The sequence below is a fragment of the Pseudomonas sp. MC6 genome, from assembly GCF_054790575.1.
In genome coordinates this window covers 1,061,975-1,076,470 of record NZ_CP186504.1, presented here as the reverse complement: position 1 = coordinate 1,076,470, position 14,496 = coordinate 1,061,975, and the positions used below count along the sequence as shown (strand labels likewise).

Below are 14,496 nucleotides of genomic sequence, written 5' to 3'. Positions count from 1 at the left end.
ACACTGCGGTCGGCCCCCTTTCCCTACGGGCGGTCCGACGTTTCGGGAGGGCTGGGGTGAGGGAAGCGCTTCACTCGGATCGCGGATATTGCTCGGCACTCACCTGCTCCATCCAATCCACAACTTTGCCATCCAGCACTTCAGCAATCGCGATATGCGTCATCGCCGTGGTCGACGCCGCCCCATGCCAATGCTTGGCCCCCGGCGAAATCCACACCGTATCCCCAGGACGAATCTCACGCACCGGCTGCCCCCACTCCTGCACAAAACCGGAACCGGCCGTGACGATCAAGGTCTGTCCCAACGGATGCGTATGCCACGCGGTACGCGCGCCCGGCTCAAACGTCACCGTCGCACCACTGACCCGCGCCTCGTCTGTGCCTTTGAACGGCGCATCGACGCGGACCGTGCCCGTGAACCAGTCCGCCGGGCCTTTGGCCGAAGGTTGCGAGCCATTGGGCGTGACCGTCACACGTGGGTTTTCATTGGCCTGTACCTCACCCACCAACAGGGAAAGGGTCAACGCAGAAGCGGCAATCGGGTTCATGGCAATTCCTCCAGATAATCAATGCCACTACTTTACCCAGCCGCACTCTTCCGATAATCGACTAGAATTCGAAAAAACTTATGCAGGACACTCATCAATGCTTCGGGAAAACGCCACCGACCTGCTCGCCTTCCTCGCCGTCGCCCGCGAGCGCAGCTTCACCAAAGCCGCGGCCAAACTCGGCGTTTCGCAATCGGCACTGAGCCATACCATCCGCGCCCTCGAAGCGCGGTTGGGCTTGCGCCTGCTGACTCGCACTACCCGCAGCGTTTCGCCGACCGAGGCCGGCGAACACCTGCTGCAAACCATCGGCCCACGCTTCGAAGAGATCGAACTGGAACTCGCGGCGCTGAGCAACCTGCGCGACACCCCGGCAGGCAAGATCCGCCTCAACGCCACCGACCATTCGCTGGACTGGCTGCTGCGCCCGGTGCTCAAGGAGTTTCTGCCCAAGTATCCGGACATCAGCGTCGAAGTCAGCTGTGACTATGGTTTCGTCGACATCGCCGGGCAAGGTTTCGACGCCGGCGTGCGCCTGGGCGAAGACGTCGCGCAAGGCATGATCGCCACCCGCATCGGCCCCGACATGCGCATGGCGGTGGTCGGCTCACCTGCCTATTTCGCCAAACGAACCGCGCCGCAAACGCCACGGGATCTGACCGATCACGCCTGCAACAACCTGCGCCTGCCGACCAACGGCGGGTTGTACAGCTGGGAATTCGAGAAGGATGGCGAAAGCCTGAAAGTGCGGGTCTCCGGGCAGATCACCCTGAACGGCGTCTACCCGCTGCTCGATGCTGCGCTGGACGGTTTCGGCCTGAGTTACATCCCGGAAAACATCGTTGCACCCTATCTGGCCGACGGCCGTTTGCGACAAGTGCTGGAAGACTGGTGCCCGACGTTTGCCGGGTATCACCTGTATTACCCGAGCCGACGTCAGGCTGCGCCGGCGTTTGCGTTGTTGCTGGAGGCGTTGCGCTATCGCGGTTGAGCGCCGTCCACGAGATCGATTAACCCAGCAACGCAATCAACTGATGCCGCTGCGCATCGGTGAGCATCGGCCCGAACCCGGCCTTGGCGTTGTCGGCCATGTAACGTGGATTGCCTGTGCCCGGGATCACGCAAGTCACCGCCGAATGCGAGAGCAGAAACTTCAATGCCAGTTGCGGCCAACTGTTGACCTGCACATCCGACACCCAGCCAGGCAACGGTTTCCCTCTAAGCCGCGCCAGCAGTCCCCCGCCACCAAACGGCCGATTACAGATCACTGCGACGCCGCGTGCGCGGCACAAAGGCAAAATACGTTTTTCCACGCCACGGTCATCGAGGGCGTAATTGATTTGCAGAAAATCCAGTTGTTCGGCCTTCAGCACCGCTTCGACTTCCTCGTAGGCCGAGGGCGTGTAATGGGTGATACCGATGTAACGGATGCGCCCTTGGGCTTTCCATTCACGCAGGGTTGGCAGGTGGGTTTGCCAGTCGAGCAGGTTGTGGATCTGCATCAGATCGATGCGTTCGGTGCGCAGCAGGCTGAACGATTGCTCCATCTGTGCGATGCCCTCCTCGCGTCCGCGCGTCCACACCTTGGTGGCCAGAAACGCTGGCGAACGCGGTTCGTGGATCGACAGCAGTTCGCCGGTGGTCTGTTCGGCACGGCCATACATCGGTGAACTGTCGACCAGCGTGCCGCCCTTGGTGAACAGCTCATCGAGCACCGCCGGTAGTTGCCGATAGGCCGGATCACCGGGGGCGACATCGAAACCGCGATAGGTGCCCAAGCCCACGATGGGTAGCAATTCGGAGCTGGACGGGATGGCGCGGGTCTGCATGGCGTGGCCTCCGGTGGTCGCGGGCATTGTCGCGGTGGCTAACGCCCGATCAAAGGTGAAGACCGCCGAAACCCCGGCAGCCAGCGTGAGCAATCGGCGACGGGAGTAACCCTCAGTGTGGCTCATGCTGGTTCCCCTGCTGCGTGGATCTGTTGCCGGTTATGTGCATGAGCGGCCGATTGCAGGGCTGGACTACACTGCGACAGCGATCCTTCACACACCGTTAAAAGTAGCCGAATGTCCCGAACCCTGATGTCACTCGTCGCATTGATCGTTGCCGTGTACCTGGTGCTGTGCGCGGCGCTGTTCTTTTTTCAGCGCTCGCTGATCTATTTTCCGCAGCCCAATGCCGTCACCAGCGCCGATTCACAACTGACCCTGTCGATGCCGGATGCGCAGGTTTCAGTGATCACCCGCGAGAGGGTCGGGCCACGGGCGCTGATCTATTTCGGCGGCAATGCCGAGGATGTGTCACGCAATCTGCCGGAGTTTGCCGAGGCGTTTCCCGAATACGCGGTGTATCTGCTCAACTATCGCGGCTTTGGTGGCAGCAGTGGTTCACCGTCCGAAGCGGCGATTGCCGAGGATGCCCTGGCGCTGTTCGATCAGGTGTACGCCAGCCACCCGCAGGTTTCGCTCATTGGCCGCAGCCTGGGATCGGGCGTCGCCGTGCGTCTGGCCAGCCAACGGCCGGTGCAACAGCTGATTCTGGTGACGCCTTACAACAGCCTCGAAGAAATCGCGACACGGCAATACCCGTGGGTGCCGGTGCAGTGGTTGCTCAAGGATCGCTTTGAATCGGGCAAGTACGCCGCGCATATCCGCGTGCCGACGTTGCTGCTGGCGGCCAGTGACGATGAGGTGATCCCGCGCGCCAGCACGCAGCGTTTGCTGGAGAACTTCCCGCAAGGCGTGGCGGTGCTCAGGGTGGTGCCGGATTCGGGGCATAACTCGATCTCGGATCGTGCGCAGTATTTGCAGTGGATGGAGGATGTGTTGAATCGCTGAACCAAGTCCCGATTCTCCAGTCCTATCAGCGCCGCGTTCTGCGGTTCACGCAACTTTTGCGCTGTCCTCCTTCAGAGCTGCCCGTCTCATGCGCCACGCCGTTCGTTCGTCTCGCTTGGTTTCGCTGTGCCTGCTGATCTTTTCGCCGCTGTTCGCGGAAACCGCCCATGCCGGTGCCGAGCGGCAACTGGTGGCCGCCATCAACGACTATCGCGCCCATCCACAACGTTGCGACCGACGTCCGGCGCAACGCCTGGCGCCGTTGGCACTGAAGTCGAACCTGGCCTTGCCGATCGGATATCGCTACGCCGGTGGCATGCGTGAAGCGTTGAAATCGTCCGGCTATTCCGCCATCGCAGTGCGCAGTATTCGTGTGGTCGGGGCCGAGGACGCCGAAGAGGCTTTCGACCTGCTGCATGACCAGCACTGCGCCGCGCTGCTGGACGCGAGCTACGCCGACATCGGTGTCAGCCGTTCGCGCAATGAGTGGCAAGTAGTGTTGGCGCAACCGGTGCTAGACAGCCGTGTCGGCGATAACCGCAGCGTCGGCAAGGCGCTGCTCGCTGAGGTCAACGCCGCGCGCGCCCGGCCACGGATGTGTGGAGGCCAGCGCTTCGCCGCCGCCCGGCCACTGAGCTGGAACGCCGCGCTGGGCGCCGCCGCACAGGGACACAGCAAAGCCATGGCTTACGGCAACTATTTCGCCCACCGCGATCCGGACGGCGACCTGCCCGCCGATCGCGCCCGTGCAGCCGGCTATCGCGGTCGACAGATCGGCGAAAACATTGCCGCCGGGCAGAGTTCGCCGGGCAAGGCCATGGCCGGATGGCTGGCCAGCCCCGGGCACTGCGCCAATCTGATGAACCCGATGTTCACCCAGGTCGGCGCCGGGTTTGCCAGTGAGGCGCGCAGTGATGAAGGGGTTTACTGGACGATGGTGTTTGGTGCGCAGTGATTAGTCGCACAAGCCCCGGTTTCAACCATTCCTTGCGCAACATTGACGATACAAGGGCTATCGCGGCCAACCACATGTTCATGACGTTGTGGTGACAGCAAAAAGATCGCAGCCTCCGGCAGCTCAGAGGATTTATGGTTTCCCTGTAGGAGTTGCCGAAGGCTGCGATCTTTTGACCTTCAAGCCGCGCGCTGTCCTCCCGCGACCATCGCCGAAGCCGCCAGCATCGCCCGCAACAACACCGCACACCCCGCCGCCAGATCATCCGGCGCGGCGTTCTCGATTTCGTTGTGGCTGATGCCGCCTTCGCACGGCACGAAAATCATCCCGGCCGGGCCGAGTTCGGCGAGAAAAATCGCGTCATGGCCGGCGCCGCTGACGATGTCCATATTCGACAAGCCAAGCCCTTTTGCTGCGCTGCGCACCGCTTCCACACAGCCTTTTTCGAAGTACAGCGGCGGGAAGTCCGCGGTCGGGGTCAGTTCGTAAGTCAGACCGTGTTCTTCGCAAGTGGCGTCGATGACGTGCTTCACTTCGGCAATCATCGAGTCGAGGCGCGCCGGTTCCAGGTGACGGAAATCGAGAGTCATGCGCACTTCGCCGGGAATGACGTTGCGCGAACCGGGATAGGCCTGCAGACAACCGACGGTGCCGCAGGCGTGGGGTTGATGACCGAGGGCGGCGCGGTTGACGGCGCCGACGATCACTGAGGCGCCGACCAGTGCATCTTTGCGCAGGTGCATCGGTGTCGGGCCGGCATGCGCCTCGACGCCGCGCAGCTTGAGGTCGAACCACTTCTGCCCCAACGCGCCCAGCACGACGCCGATGGTTTTCTGTTCGTCTTCGAGGATCGGGCCTTGTTCGATGTGTGCTTCGAAATAGGCGCCGACTTTATGCCCGCTGACGTTGCGCGGACCGGCGTAACCAATGGCGTTCAGCGCTTCACCAACGGTGACACCGTCGGCATCGACTTTGGCGAGGGTTTCTTCGAGGGTGAATTTCTCCGCGAATACGCCGGAGCCCATCATGCACGGAGCGAAGCGCGAGCCTTCTTCGTTGGTCCAGACCACCACTTCCAGCGGTGCTTCGGTTTCCACGCCGAGGTCGTTGAGCGTGCGCAGCACTTCGACACCGGCGAGTACGCCGAAGCAGCCGTCGAACTTGCCGCCGGTGGGTTGGGTGTCAATGTGGCTGCCGGTCATCACCGGTGGCAGGTTGGGATTACGCCCGGGACGACGGGCGAAGATATTGCCGACAGCATCGACCGTGACGCTGCATCCGGCGTCCTTGCACCATTGCACAAACAGGTCGCGGGCCTGGCGGTCGAGATCGGTCAGGGCCAGGCGACAGACACCGCCCTTGACCGTCGCGCCGAGCTTGGCCAGCTCCATGAGCGAGGCCCACAGGCGATCGCGATTGATGTGCTGATGGCTCGATTGCAGAACGTCTACGGCTGCGTTCATGGGGATCTCCTCAGTGCTGATACCGATAGTTCCCACGCTCTGCGTGGGAAATTATCCATGGACGCTCCGCGTCCGCTGTTGGGACGCGGAGCGTCCCGGGCTGCATTCCCACGCAGAGCGTGGGAACGATCATGTGCTACACCGCCGTTTTAACGGCAGAAGGCTGCGCACGCATCACGCACAACCCGTAATAAATAATCCCGCCCAGCGCCGAGCCGGTGAACCAGCCATAGCTGTAAAACCAGCTGAATGCATCGCTGCCCAGCGACAGCAAGGTCAGCACCACCGGCACACCGAACGCGAGAAACCCCGCCCAATTCCACGCTGGGTAGACGTCATCGCGGTACAACCCGGCGAGGTCCAGTTGCTGTTTCTTGATCAGGAAATAGTCCACCACCATGATCCCGGCAATCGGCCCGAGCAGGCTCGAATAACCGAGCAGCCAATTGGAATACACGGTTTCCAGGCTGACATCGGAGACAATCAAACCGAGTTTTTTCAGCAGCTCATGGCCCATCAATAACAGCCCGACAAACCCGGTCAACAACACCGCTTTGGTGCGGTTGATGACCTTGGGCGCGATGTTCTGAAAGTCGTTGGTCGGCGAGACGATATTGGCAGCGGTGTTGGTCGACAGCGTGGCGATGATGATCAACGCCATGGCCACCGCGACCCACACCGGGCTCTGGATATGGCCGATCAGAGTGACCGGATCGGAGACGGTCACACCGACCAGTTTCACCGAGGCGGCCGTCATGATCACGCCAAGGGAGGCGAACAGAAACATGGTCAACGGCAGGCCGAAAATCTGCCCGAGGATCTGATCTTTCTGGCTCTTGGCGTAACGGCTGAAGTCGGGAATGTTCAGCGACAACGTCGCCCAGAAACCGACCATCGCGGTTAGCCCGGCCGCGAAGTAACTGACCACACTGGCGCCTTCCGGACGTTTCGCTGGAATCGCCAGCAGTTCGGTCATCGACACATTGGGCATCGCCCACACCAGCAGGCCAATGCCGACCGCTACCAGCAACGGCGCCGACAAGGTTTCCAGCCACTTGATCGACTCGGCGCCGCGAATCACCACCCACAGGTTCAGCGCCCAGAACACCATGAAACCGATCACCTCCCCCGTGCCGCCGAGGGATTTCCAGCCCTCGAACACCGAGCCGAGAAACAGGTGAATGGCCAACCCGCCAAACATCGTTTGAATACCGAACCAGCCACACGCCACCAGCGCGCGAATCAGACACGGCACGTTGGAACCGAGAATGCCGAATGATGAACGCAGCAACACCGGAAACGGGATGCCGTACTTGGTGCCGGGAAAGGCGTTGAGCGTGAGCGGAATCAGCACGATGACGTTGGCGAACAGAATCGCCAGCAACGCTTCGCCGACGGTCAAGCCAAAGTAAGCGGTGAGTACGCCACCGAGGGTGTAGGTCGGCACGCAGATCGACATGCCGACCCACAGCGCGGTGATGTGCCATTTGTTCCAGGTTCGTTCACGCACCTTGGTCGGTGCCATGTCGTGGTTGTATCGGGGACTGTCGAGGACGTCGCTGCCGGCTTCGAGTTCGAACAAGCCGTCGCGCTCGGTCACTTGCGATCTGTTCTGTTGCATGGCCGCTCCACTGTTCTTCTGATTATTTTTTTGCTCATCAGGCGGCTGTACCCGAGGGTACGAACCGGACGATGGCCGGAGGAACTGACAACTTTCGTGCACCGGCCATGATGTCAGCGGCGGCATCAATAAACGTGCCGGGTGCCCCGCTTACGCATCGGGCCGAGCGTTAAACGCTTTGCAACTTTCTGATATTCATCAGTTTTAATTATTAACCGGATGAGTTCACGGAAACTTGTCTGGGTGCTCAGGCTAAACACTTGCCAAGTTGTCCGAACAGACAGGACTCAATCTGGTGCACTGCATTTATTTTTATCGTGAGCGAGCAACCGCAGCTCAACTTCAAGCGGCTGATTTCACATAGGAAATCTTGCTCATATTTCCATCCTGTCAAGTGCGTCAAAATGGTGAGCAGCCTCACCATTTTGGTGATTTCACATTTTTATCGTTATTTTTCAAATAGTTAAAACAGTCATAAGCTTATAAAAAATAATCTTGCTCTATTGCAAATCTGCGACTAGTTTTTATTCCTGACAGCGCTGACAGGAATACACCCTGCAGCGCTGTCCATCAATAAAACATCTAGAACCGGCACAAGTCGGTCAATGCCTGCGAGGAACTCGGAATGTCTCTGTTGATCCGTGGCGCCACCGTTGTTACCCATGATGAAAGTTATCGCGCCGACGTCTATTGCGCCGACGGTGTGATCAAAGCCATTGGTGAAAACGTTGATATTCCCGCCGGCGCCGAAGTGCTCGACGGCAGCGGCCAATACCTGATGCCCGGCGGCATCGATCCGCACACGCATATGCAACTACCGTTCATGGGCACCGTGGCCAGTGAGGATTTCTACAGTGGTACGGCGGCCGGTCTGGCCGGCGGCACCACGTCGATCATCGATTTCGTGATTCCCAATCCGCAGCAGTCGTTGATGGAAGCCTTTCATCAGTGGCGCGGCTGGGCGGAAAATTCGGCTTCCGACTATGGCTTCCACGTCGCCATCACCTGGTGGAGTGAGCAGGTGCGCGAGGAAATGGCCGAGCTGGTCAGCCATCACGGCATCAACAGCTTCAAGCATTTCATGGCCTACAAGAACGCGATCATGGCGGCTGACGACACGCTGGTGGCGAGCTTTGAACGTTGCCTGGAACTCGGCGCGGTGCCGACCGTGCACGCGGAAAATGGCGAGCTGGTCTATCACCTGCAACGCAAATTGATGGCCCAGGGCATCACCGGGCCGGAGGCGCATCCGCTGTCGCGTCCGTCGCAGGTTGAAGGTGAGGCGGCGAGCCGGGCGATTCGGATCGCCGAAACCATTGGCACACCGTTGTATCTGGTGCACGTTTCGACCAAAGAAGCCCTCGACGAAATCACCTATGCGCGCAGCAAGGGCCAACCGGTGTACGGCGAAGTGCTCGCCGGGCATTTGCTGCTCGACGACAGCGTCTATCAACACCCGGACTGGCAGACCGCTGCCGGTTATGTGATGAGCCCGCCGTTCCGTCCGCGCGGTCATCAGGAAGCGCTGTGGCACGGATTGCAAAACGGCAATCTACACACCACCGCGACTGACCACTGCTGCTTCTGCGCCGAGCAGAAAGCCGCCGGGCGCGATGACTTCAGCAAGATTCCCAACGGCACCGCCGGTATCGAAGATCGCATGGCGGTGTTGTGGGACGAAGGTGTCAATAGTGGTCGTTTGTCGATGCAGGATTTCGTCGCCCTCACCTCCACCAACACCGCGAAGATTTTCAATCTCTATCCGCGCAAAGGCGCGATTCGCGTTGGCGCCGATGCCGATCTGGTGCTGTGGGATCCGCAAGGCACCCGGACCATTTCCGCCAAGACCCACCATCAGCAGGTGGACTTCAACATCTTCGAAGGCAAGACCGTACGCGGCGTGCCGAGCCATACCGTCAGCCAGGGCCGGGTGGTCTGGGCTGATGGCGACCTGCGCGCCGAGCGCGGTGCCGGGCGGTATATCGAACGGCCGGCGTATCCGGCGGTGTTTGATTTGCTGAGCAAGCGGGCTGAGCAACATCGCCCGACTGCCGTGAAGCGCTAAAGCGAGGCCTTCGGCCTCATCGCGAGCAGGCTCACTCCTACATTTGGAATGCGTACACCTGTAGGAGTGAGCCTGCTCGCGATGGCGTCAGTTCAAACAACACAAAAACCACTGCCCGATAGAGGCAGAGAACCTCAATAACCGTGAGGCACAAAACCGTGATCGAGACCCTGAACCATCTCCCCCACCCGCACGAAAGCGCGGCCGCCCTCGCCGGGCATTTCACCGATCTGGCGCCGCCGCTCAACGATCGCCAAGCGCATCTGGAAGCCTCGCGCTGCCTGTATTGCTATGACGCGCCGTGCGTGAATGCATGCCCGAGCGAGATCGACATCCCGTCGTTCATCCGCAACATTCATCAGGACAACGTCCCCGGTGCCGCGCAGAAAATTCTCTCGGCGAATATCCTTGGTGGCAGTTGCGCCCGAGTCTGTCCAACCGAAATCCTCTGCCAGCAAGCCTGCGTGCGCAACAACGCTCAGGAGTGCGCGCCGGTGCTGATCGGCCTGCTGCAACGCTACGCTGTGGACAATGCACACTTCACCGAACACCCGTTCCAGCGCGCCGCCGCCACCGGCAAACGAATTGCCGTAGTCGGCGCCGGTCCTGCCGGTTTGTCCTGTGCGCATCGCAGCGCAATGCACGGGCATGACGTGGTGATTTTCGAAGCACGGGAGAAGGCTGGCGGCCTCAATGAGTACGGGATCGCCAAATACAAACTGGTCGACGACTACGCACAAAAGGAACTGGATTTTCTCCTGCAGATAGGCGGCATCGAGATTCGTCATGGGCAGAAGCTGGGCGAGAATCTGACCCTCAGCGAACTGCATCTGCAGTTCGACGCGGTGTTCCTCGGCCTCGGTCTCAACGCCAGCAAGCAACTCGGCCTGCCTCACGAGGATGCGCCGGGCCTGCTCGCCGCCACCGATTACATCCGCGAACTGCGCCAGGCCGATGACCTCACGCAACTGCCACTGGCCGAACGCTGCATCGTCCTCGGCGCTGGCAACACGGCGATCGACATGGCCGTGCAAATGGCCCGCCTCGGCGCCCGTGATGTGAATCTGGTGTATCGCCGTGGCGCGGCGGACATGGGCGCCACCGGTCATGAACAAGACATTGCCAAAGCCAATCAGGTGCGTCTGCTGACCTGGGCGCAACCGGAAGAGGTGCTGCTCGACGCTCAGGGCCATGTGCGCGGCATGCGTTTCGCCCGCACCGATCTGGTCGACGGTCGCCTGCAAACCACCGGCGAGACCTTCGAACTGGTCGCCGACGCGATCTTCAAAGCCATCGGCCAATCATTCGACAGCAGCGCCCTCGCCGACCCGTTGGTCCGCGAACTCAAGCGCCAGGGCGAGCGCATTCAGGTCGACGAAAACCTGCGCACCAGCATCCCCGGCGTGTATGCCGGCGGCGACTGCACCAGCCTCGATCAGGACCTCACCGTGCAAGCCGTGCAGCATGGCAAACGCGCCGCCGAGGCGATCAACGCTCAACTGATGCTTAACGTGGAGGCTGCGTAAATGGCCGATCTGTCGATTGTCTTCGCTGGCATCAAAGCGCCGAATCCGTTCTGGCTGGCCTCCGCGCCACCGACCGACAAAGCCTACAACGTCGTCCGCGCTTTTGAAGCGGGCTGGGGCGGCGTGGTGTGGAAAACCCTCGGAGAGGACCCGGCGGCGGTCAACGTGTCGTCGCGTTACTCGGCGCATTACGGCAACAACCGTGAAGTGCTCGGCATCAACAACATCGAGCTGATCACCGACCGTTCGCTGGAAATCAACCTGCGCGAAATCACTCAGGTGAAGAAGGACTGGCCGGATCGCGCGCTGATCGTCTCGCTGATGGTGCCGTGCGTTGAGGAATCGTGGAAACACATCCTGCCGCTGGTGGAAGCCACTGGTGCTGACGGCATCGAGCTGAACTTCGGCTGCCCACACGGCATGCCTGAGCGCGGCATGGGTGCGGCGGTCGGTCAGGTGCCGGAGTATGTCGAGCAAGTCACGCGCTGGTGCAAGACCTATTGCTCGCTGCCGGTGATCGTCAAACTGACGCCGAACATCACTGACATCCGCGTGGCCGCCCGCGCGGCCCATCGTGGTGGCGCCGATGCGGTGTCGCTGATCAATACGATCAACTCGATCACCAGCGTCGACCTGGAACACATGGTCGCCCTGCCCACCGTCGGCAGCAAAAGCACCCATGGCGGTTATTGCGGTTCGGCGGTGAAGCCAATTGCGCTGAACATGGTCGCCGAGATTGCCCGCGATCCGCAGACCCAGGGCTTGCCGATCTGTGGCATTGGCGGCATCGGCAGTTGGCGCGATGCGGCGGAATTCATGGCGCTGGGCAGCGGCGCAGTGCAGGTGTGCACGGCGGCGATGCTGCATGGTTTTCGGATTGTCGAGGAGATGAAGGACGGGCTGTCGCGGTGGATGGACAGTCAGGGTTACGCCAACATTGCCGAGTTTTCCGGGCGTGCGGTGGGCAATACCACGGACTGGAAGTACCTCGATATCAACTATCAGGTGATCGCGAAAATTGACCAGGACGCATGCATTGGTTGCGGGCGTTGTCACATCGCTTGCGAGGACACGTCACATCAGGCGATTGGCAGTCTGAAGCAGGCGGACGGCACGCATAAATATGAAGTGATCGATGAGGAGTGTGTGGGTTGTAATTTGTGCCAGATCACTTGTCCGGTGGCGGATTGCATCGAGATGGTGCCGATGGAGACTGGCAAGCCGTTTCTCGATTGGAATCATGATCCGCGCAATCCGTATCACGTTGCGGTCTAGATCGCCGACTGATCCAACAGCCCCCTCACCCTAACCCTCTCCCAAAGGGAGAGGGGACTGATTGGGGGATGCTTCAGAAATCCACCGACGTGAACGATTTGCTTTGAATCCGCAATCGACTCGGTTCTTCAGGTCGATGTTACTCGCAAGACACCTCGGTCGGCCCCCTCTCCCTCCGGGAGAGGGCTGGGGTGAGGGTCAGCTTTTGCTTTTAGGGTTCCAACCCGATCCCACGCAAAATCACACTCGTCACCGTCTGCACCGCCCGCTCAAACTGCATGTCCGACAACGGCTGATGTTCATTCAGAATATTCACCTGATGATCAAAGTCAGCATAGTGCTGCGTCGACGCCCAGATCATGTACAGCAAACTCGACGGCTCCACCGGCAGAATCCGCTTGTCCTCGACCCACTGGCGAATTTTCGCTTCCTTCATCTTCGCCCAGTCATACAGGCTGACATCCAGCGCCTCACCCAAGGTTGGCGCGCCGTGGATGATTTCGTTGGCCCAGACTTTCGAGCCGTACGGGCGGCTGCGCGAGTGGTTCATCTTGGCGCGGATGTAGCTGCTCAGCACCACGCGCGGGTCATCGAACATCTCGAAGCACAGCGCGTCCTGCTTCCACACTTCCAGCAGGTCGAACAGCACTGCGCTGTACAGCTCGCTCTTGGTTGAGAAGTAGTAATGCAGATTGGAACGCGGCAGTTGCACTTCAGCGGCGATGTCGGCCATGGCCGTGCCGCCAAAGCCTTTTTCGGCGAAGACTTTTTCCGCCGCCAGGAGGATTTTCTCGACGTTACTGCGACGAATCTCGATCTTGTGATTGCCCATGAGGGCTCCCTGACAACAGCGTTGCCCAAGACTAGCATCCGCTCTGCTCCGCGGGCGACCGCTGCAAACAAAACTTCGTACTGGCGTCAGCGGATGGCTAAACTGACGCTTCTTCACTCCTGCCCCAAAGGTATTCGCGATGCTGTTCAAGAACGTCCTGACCACCACTGCCCTGCTCGCTTCGTTGTTCGCCGCATCCTCGGTATTCGCCCACGCCCACCTGAAAAGCCAGACCCCGGCCGCCGACAGCACCGTCGCCGCCCCGGCCGATTTGCGTCTGACCTTTTCCGAAGGTGTCGAGGCCACTTTCACCAAAGTCACCGTGACCAAGGATGGCGCACCGGTCGCGATCAAACCGCTGACCACCGAAGGCGACAAGAAAACCCTGATCGTCACCCCTGACGCTCCGCTGAGCGCCGGCGAGTACAAAGTCGAATGGCACGCGGTGTCGGTCGATACGCACAAAAGCGAAGGCGCCTATCAGTTCAAGGTGGGCCAGTAATTCATGAGTGAAACGCTGGTGCTGTGTCGCTTTGTGCATTTCATCGTGGTGTTGATGCTGTTCGGGGCCTGGCTCTTCAGGCCGTTGCTGCTCAAGGATGAAGCGCCGCAAGTGGATCGGCACCTGGCGCGACTGGCGCGTTGGCTGACGACTGTGGCGCTGGTCAGCGGGATTGTCTGGGCACTTTTGATTACTGCGAGCATGGCCGGCTCGGCTACGGCGGCGTTTGATCCGGACACGGTTGCGCTGGTGCTGGGCCATACGTTTTTTGGTCAGGTGTGGCGTTGGCATCTGCTGATCAATGCCGCGCTGTTGGCGCTGTTGTTCACGCCTTGGCGCTCAAGCATGCCGATGCGACTGGGCTTAAGCGCATTGTTGCTCGCGACCCTGGCCCCGGTCGGACACGGCGCGATGCTCGATGGTTTGAGCGGGCAATTGCTGATTCTCAACCAGATTGTGCATCTGACCTGCGTGGCCGCATGGCTCGGCGGGTTGTTGTTGCTGGTGATGATTTTGCGTCAGCCGACGGAGCCGATGCATGAGGTTTTGCGGCGCTTCAGCGGAGTCGGTTATGCCTTGGTCGCGGGGCTGCTGATCACCGGTTTGATCAATGTGCGCGTGCTGACTGGCCAGTGGTGGCCGACGCCATTGTTCAGCGGATTTGCGTTGATTCTGCTGGTCAAGGCGCTGCTGGTGTTGGCCATGCTCGGATTGGCGCTGTTCAATCGCTTGCGCATTGATGATTGCGAACAGCGGATGGGCGCGCTCAGGCGCAGTGTGATACTGGAATGGTTACTCGGCATTGGTGCCGTAGCCGCCGTATCCCTGCTCGGCACGCTACCGCCGATGATCACAACCTGAAACACGATCCCC

13 protein-coding genes are annotated in these 14,496 nt (G+C 60.4%); 8 read left to right on the top strand and 5 right to left on the bottom strand.

From position 1 onward, the window contains the following. Window positions 1-70: 70 nt before the first annotated feature. Window positions 71-547, bottom strand: a complete 477-nt coding sequence (locus ACOYXE_RS05005; RefSeq protein WP_460928005.1) for a (R)-mandelonitrile lyase — start codon at window positions 545-547, stop codon at window positions 71-73. 97 nt (window positions 548-644) lie between these two features. On the opposite strand from ACOYXE_RS05005, the gene ACOYXE_RS05000 reads away from it, so the two are divergent. Further along, on the top strand, window positions 645-1,538 hold the full coding sequence (locus ACOYXE_RS05000) for a LysR family transcriptional regulator (RefSeq protein ID WP_405123394.1): 894 nt from the start codon (window positions 645-647) through the stop codon (window positions 1,536-1,538). A gap of 19 nt (window positions 1,539-1,557) precedes the next feature. On the opposite strand, the gene ACOYXE_RS04995 is transcribed toward ACOYXE_RS05000, so the two are convergent. Continuing rightward, a complete protein-coding gene (locus tag ACOYXE_RS04995) occupies window positions 1,558-2,502 on the bottom strand; it encodes an aldo/keto reductase (RefSeq protein WP_460928003.1) in 945 nt (314 codons plus the stop codon). A 111-nt stretch (window positions 2,503-2,613) separates the two neighbouring features. On the opposite strand from ACOYXE_RS04995, the gene ACOYXE_RS04990 reads away from it, so the two are divergent. After that, window positions 2,614-3,384, top strand: coding sequence for an alpha/beta hydrolase (locus ACOYXE_RS04990; protein ID WP_405123392.1), 771 nt, complete (start codon window positions 2,614-2,616; stop codon window positions 3,382-3,384). An 88-nt stretch (window positions 3,385-3,472) separates the two neighbouring features. Further along, the gene (locus ACOYXE_RS04985; protein ID WP_460928001.1) at window positions 3,473-4,339 is read left to right on the top strand and encodes a CAP domain-containing protein; all 867 of its coding nucleotides are present in this window, start codon (window positions 3,473-3,475) and stop codon (window positions 4,337-4,339) included. 179 nt (window positions 4,340-4,518) lie between these two features. On the opposite strand, the gene ACOYXE_RS04980 is transcribed toward ACOYXE_RS04985, so the two are convergent. After that, window positions 4,519-5,802, bottom strand: a complete 1,284-nt coding sequence (locus tag ACOYXE_RS04980; RefSeq protein WP_460927999.1) for a Zn-dependent hydrolase — start codon at window positions 5,800-5,802, stop codon at window positions 4,519-4,521. A 136-nt stretch (window positions 5,803-5,938) separates the two neighbouring features. Next, entirely contained in the window at window positions 5,939-7,423 is a 1,485-nt protein-coding gene (locus ACOYXE_RS04975; protein WP_460927997.1) for an NCS1 family nucleobase:cation symporter-1, read from the bottom strand. A 625-nt stretch (window positions 7,424-8,048) separates the two neighbouring features. Here ACOYXE_RS04975 and hydA point away from each other — a divergent pair. From hydA to preA, 3 genes are all read left to right on the top strand, one after another. After that, window positions 8,049-9,488 (top strand): dihydropyrimidinase, encoded by a 1,440-nt coding sequence (hydA, locus tag ACOYXE_RS04970; RefSeq protein ID WP_460927995.1) that lies wholly within the window; start codon window positions 8,049-8,051, stop codon window positions 9,486-9,488. A 158-nt stretch (window positions 9,489-9,646) separates the two neighbouring features. Then, window positions 9,647-11,014, top strand: coding sequence for an NAD(P)-dependent oxidoreductase (locus ACOYXE_RS04965; RefSeq protein ID WP_460927993.1), 1,368 nt, complete (start codon window positions 9,647-9,649; stop codon window positions 11,012-11,014). After that, entirely contained in the window at window positions 11,015-12,289 is a 1,275-nt protein-coding gene (gene preA / locus ACOYXE_RS04960) for an NAD-dependent dihydropyrimidine dehydrogenase subunit PreA (RefSeq protein WP_077573438.1), read from the top strand. It abuts the gene before it with no gap. 211 nt (window positions 12,290-12,500) lie between these two features. On the opposite strand, the gene ACOYXE_RS04955 is transcribed toward preA, so the two are convergent. Then, entirely contained in the window at window positions 12,501-13,121 is a 621-nt protein-coding gene (locus tag ACOYXE_RS04955) for a TetR/AcrR family transcriptional regulator (protein WP_038365564.1), read from the bottom strand. Window positions 13,122-13,260: 139 nt separating this feature from the next. Between ACOYXE_RS04955 and copC the strand changes: the two genes are divergently transcribed. Both copC and copD read left to right on the top strand, forming a co-directional pair. After that, a complete protein-coding gene (copC, locus tag ACOYXE_RS04950) occupies window positions 13,261-13,623 on the top strand; it encodes a copper homeostasis periplasmic binding protein CopC (RefSeq protein WP_160058524.1) in 363 nt (120 codons plus the stop codon). Window positions 13,624-13,626: 3 nt separating this feature from the next. Next, on the top strand, window positions 13,627-14,484 hold the full coding sequence (gene copD / locus ACOYXE_RS04945; protein WP_460927990.1) for a copper homeostasis membrane protein CopD: 858 nt from the start codon (window positions 13,627-13,629) through the stop codon (window positions 14,482-14,484). Window positions 14,485-14,496 lie beyond the last annotated feature (12 nt).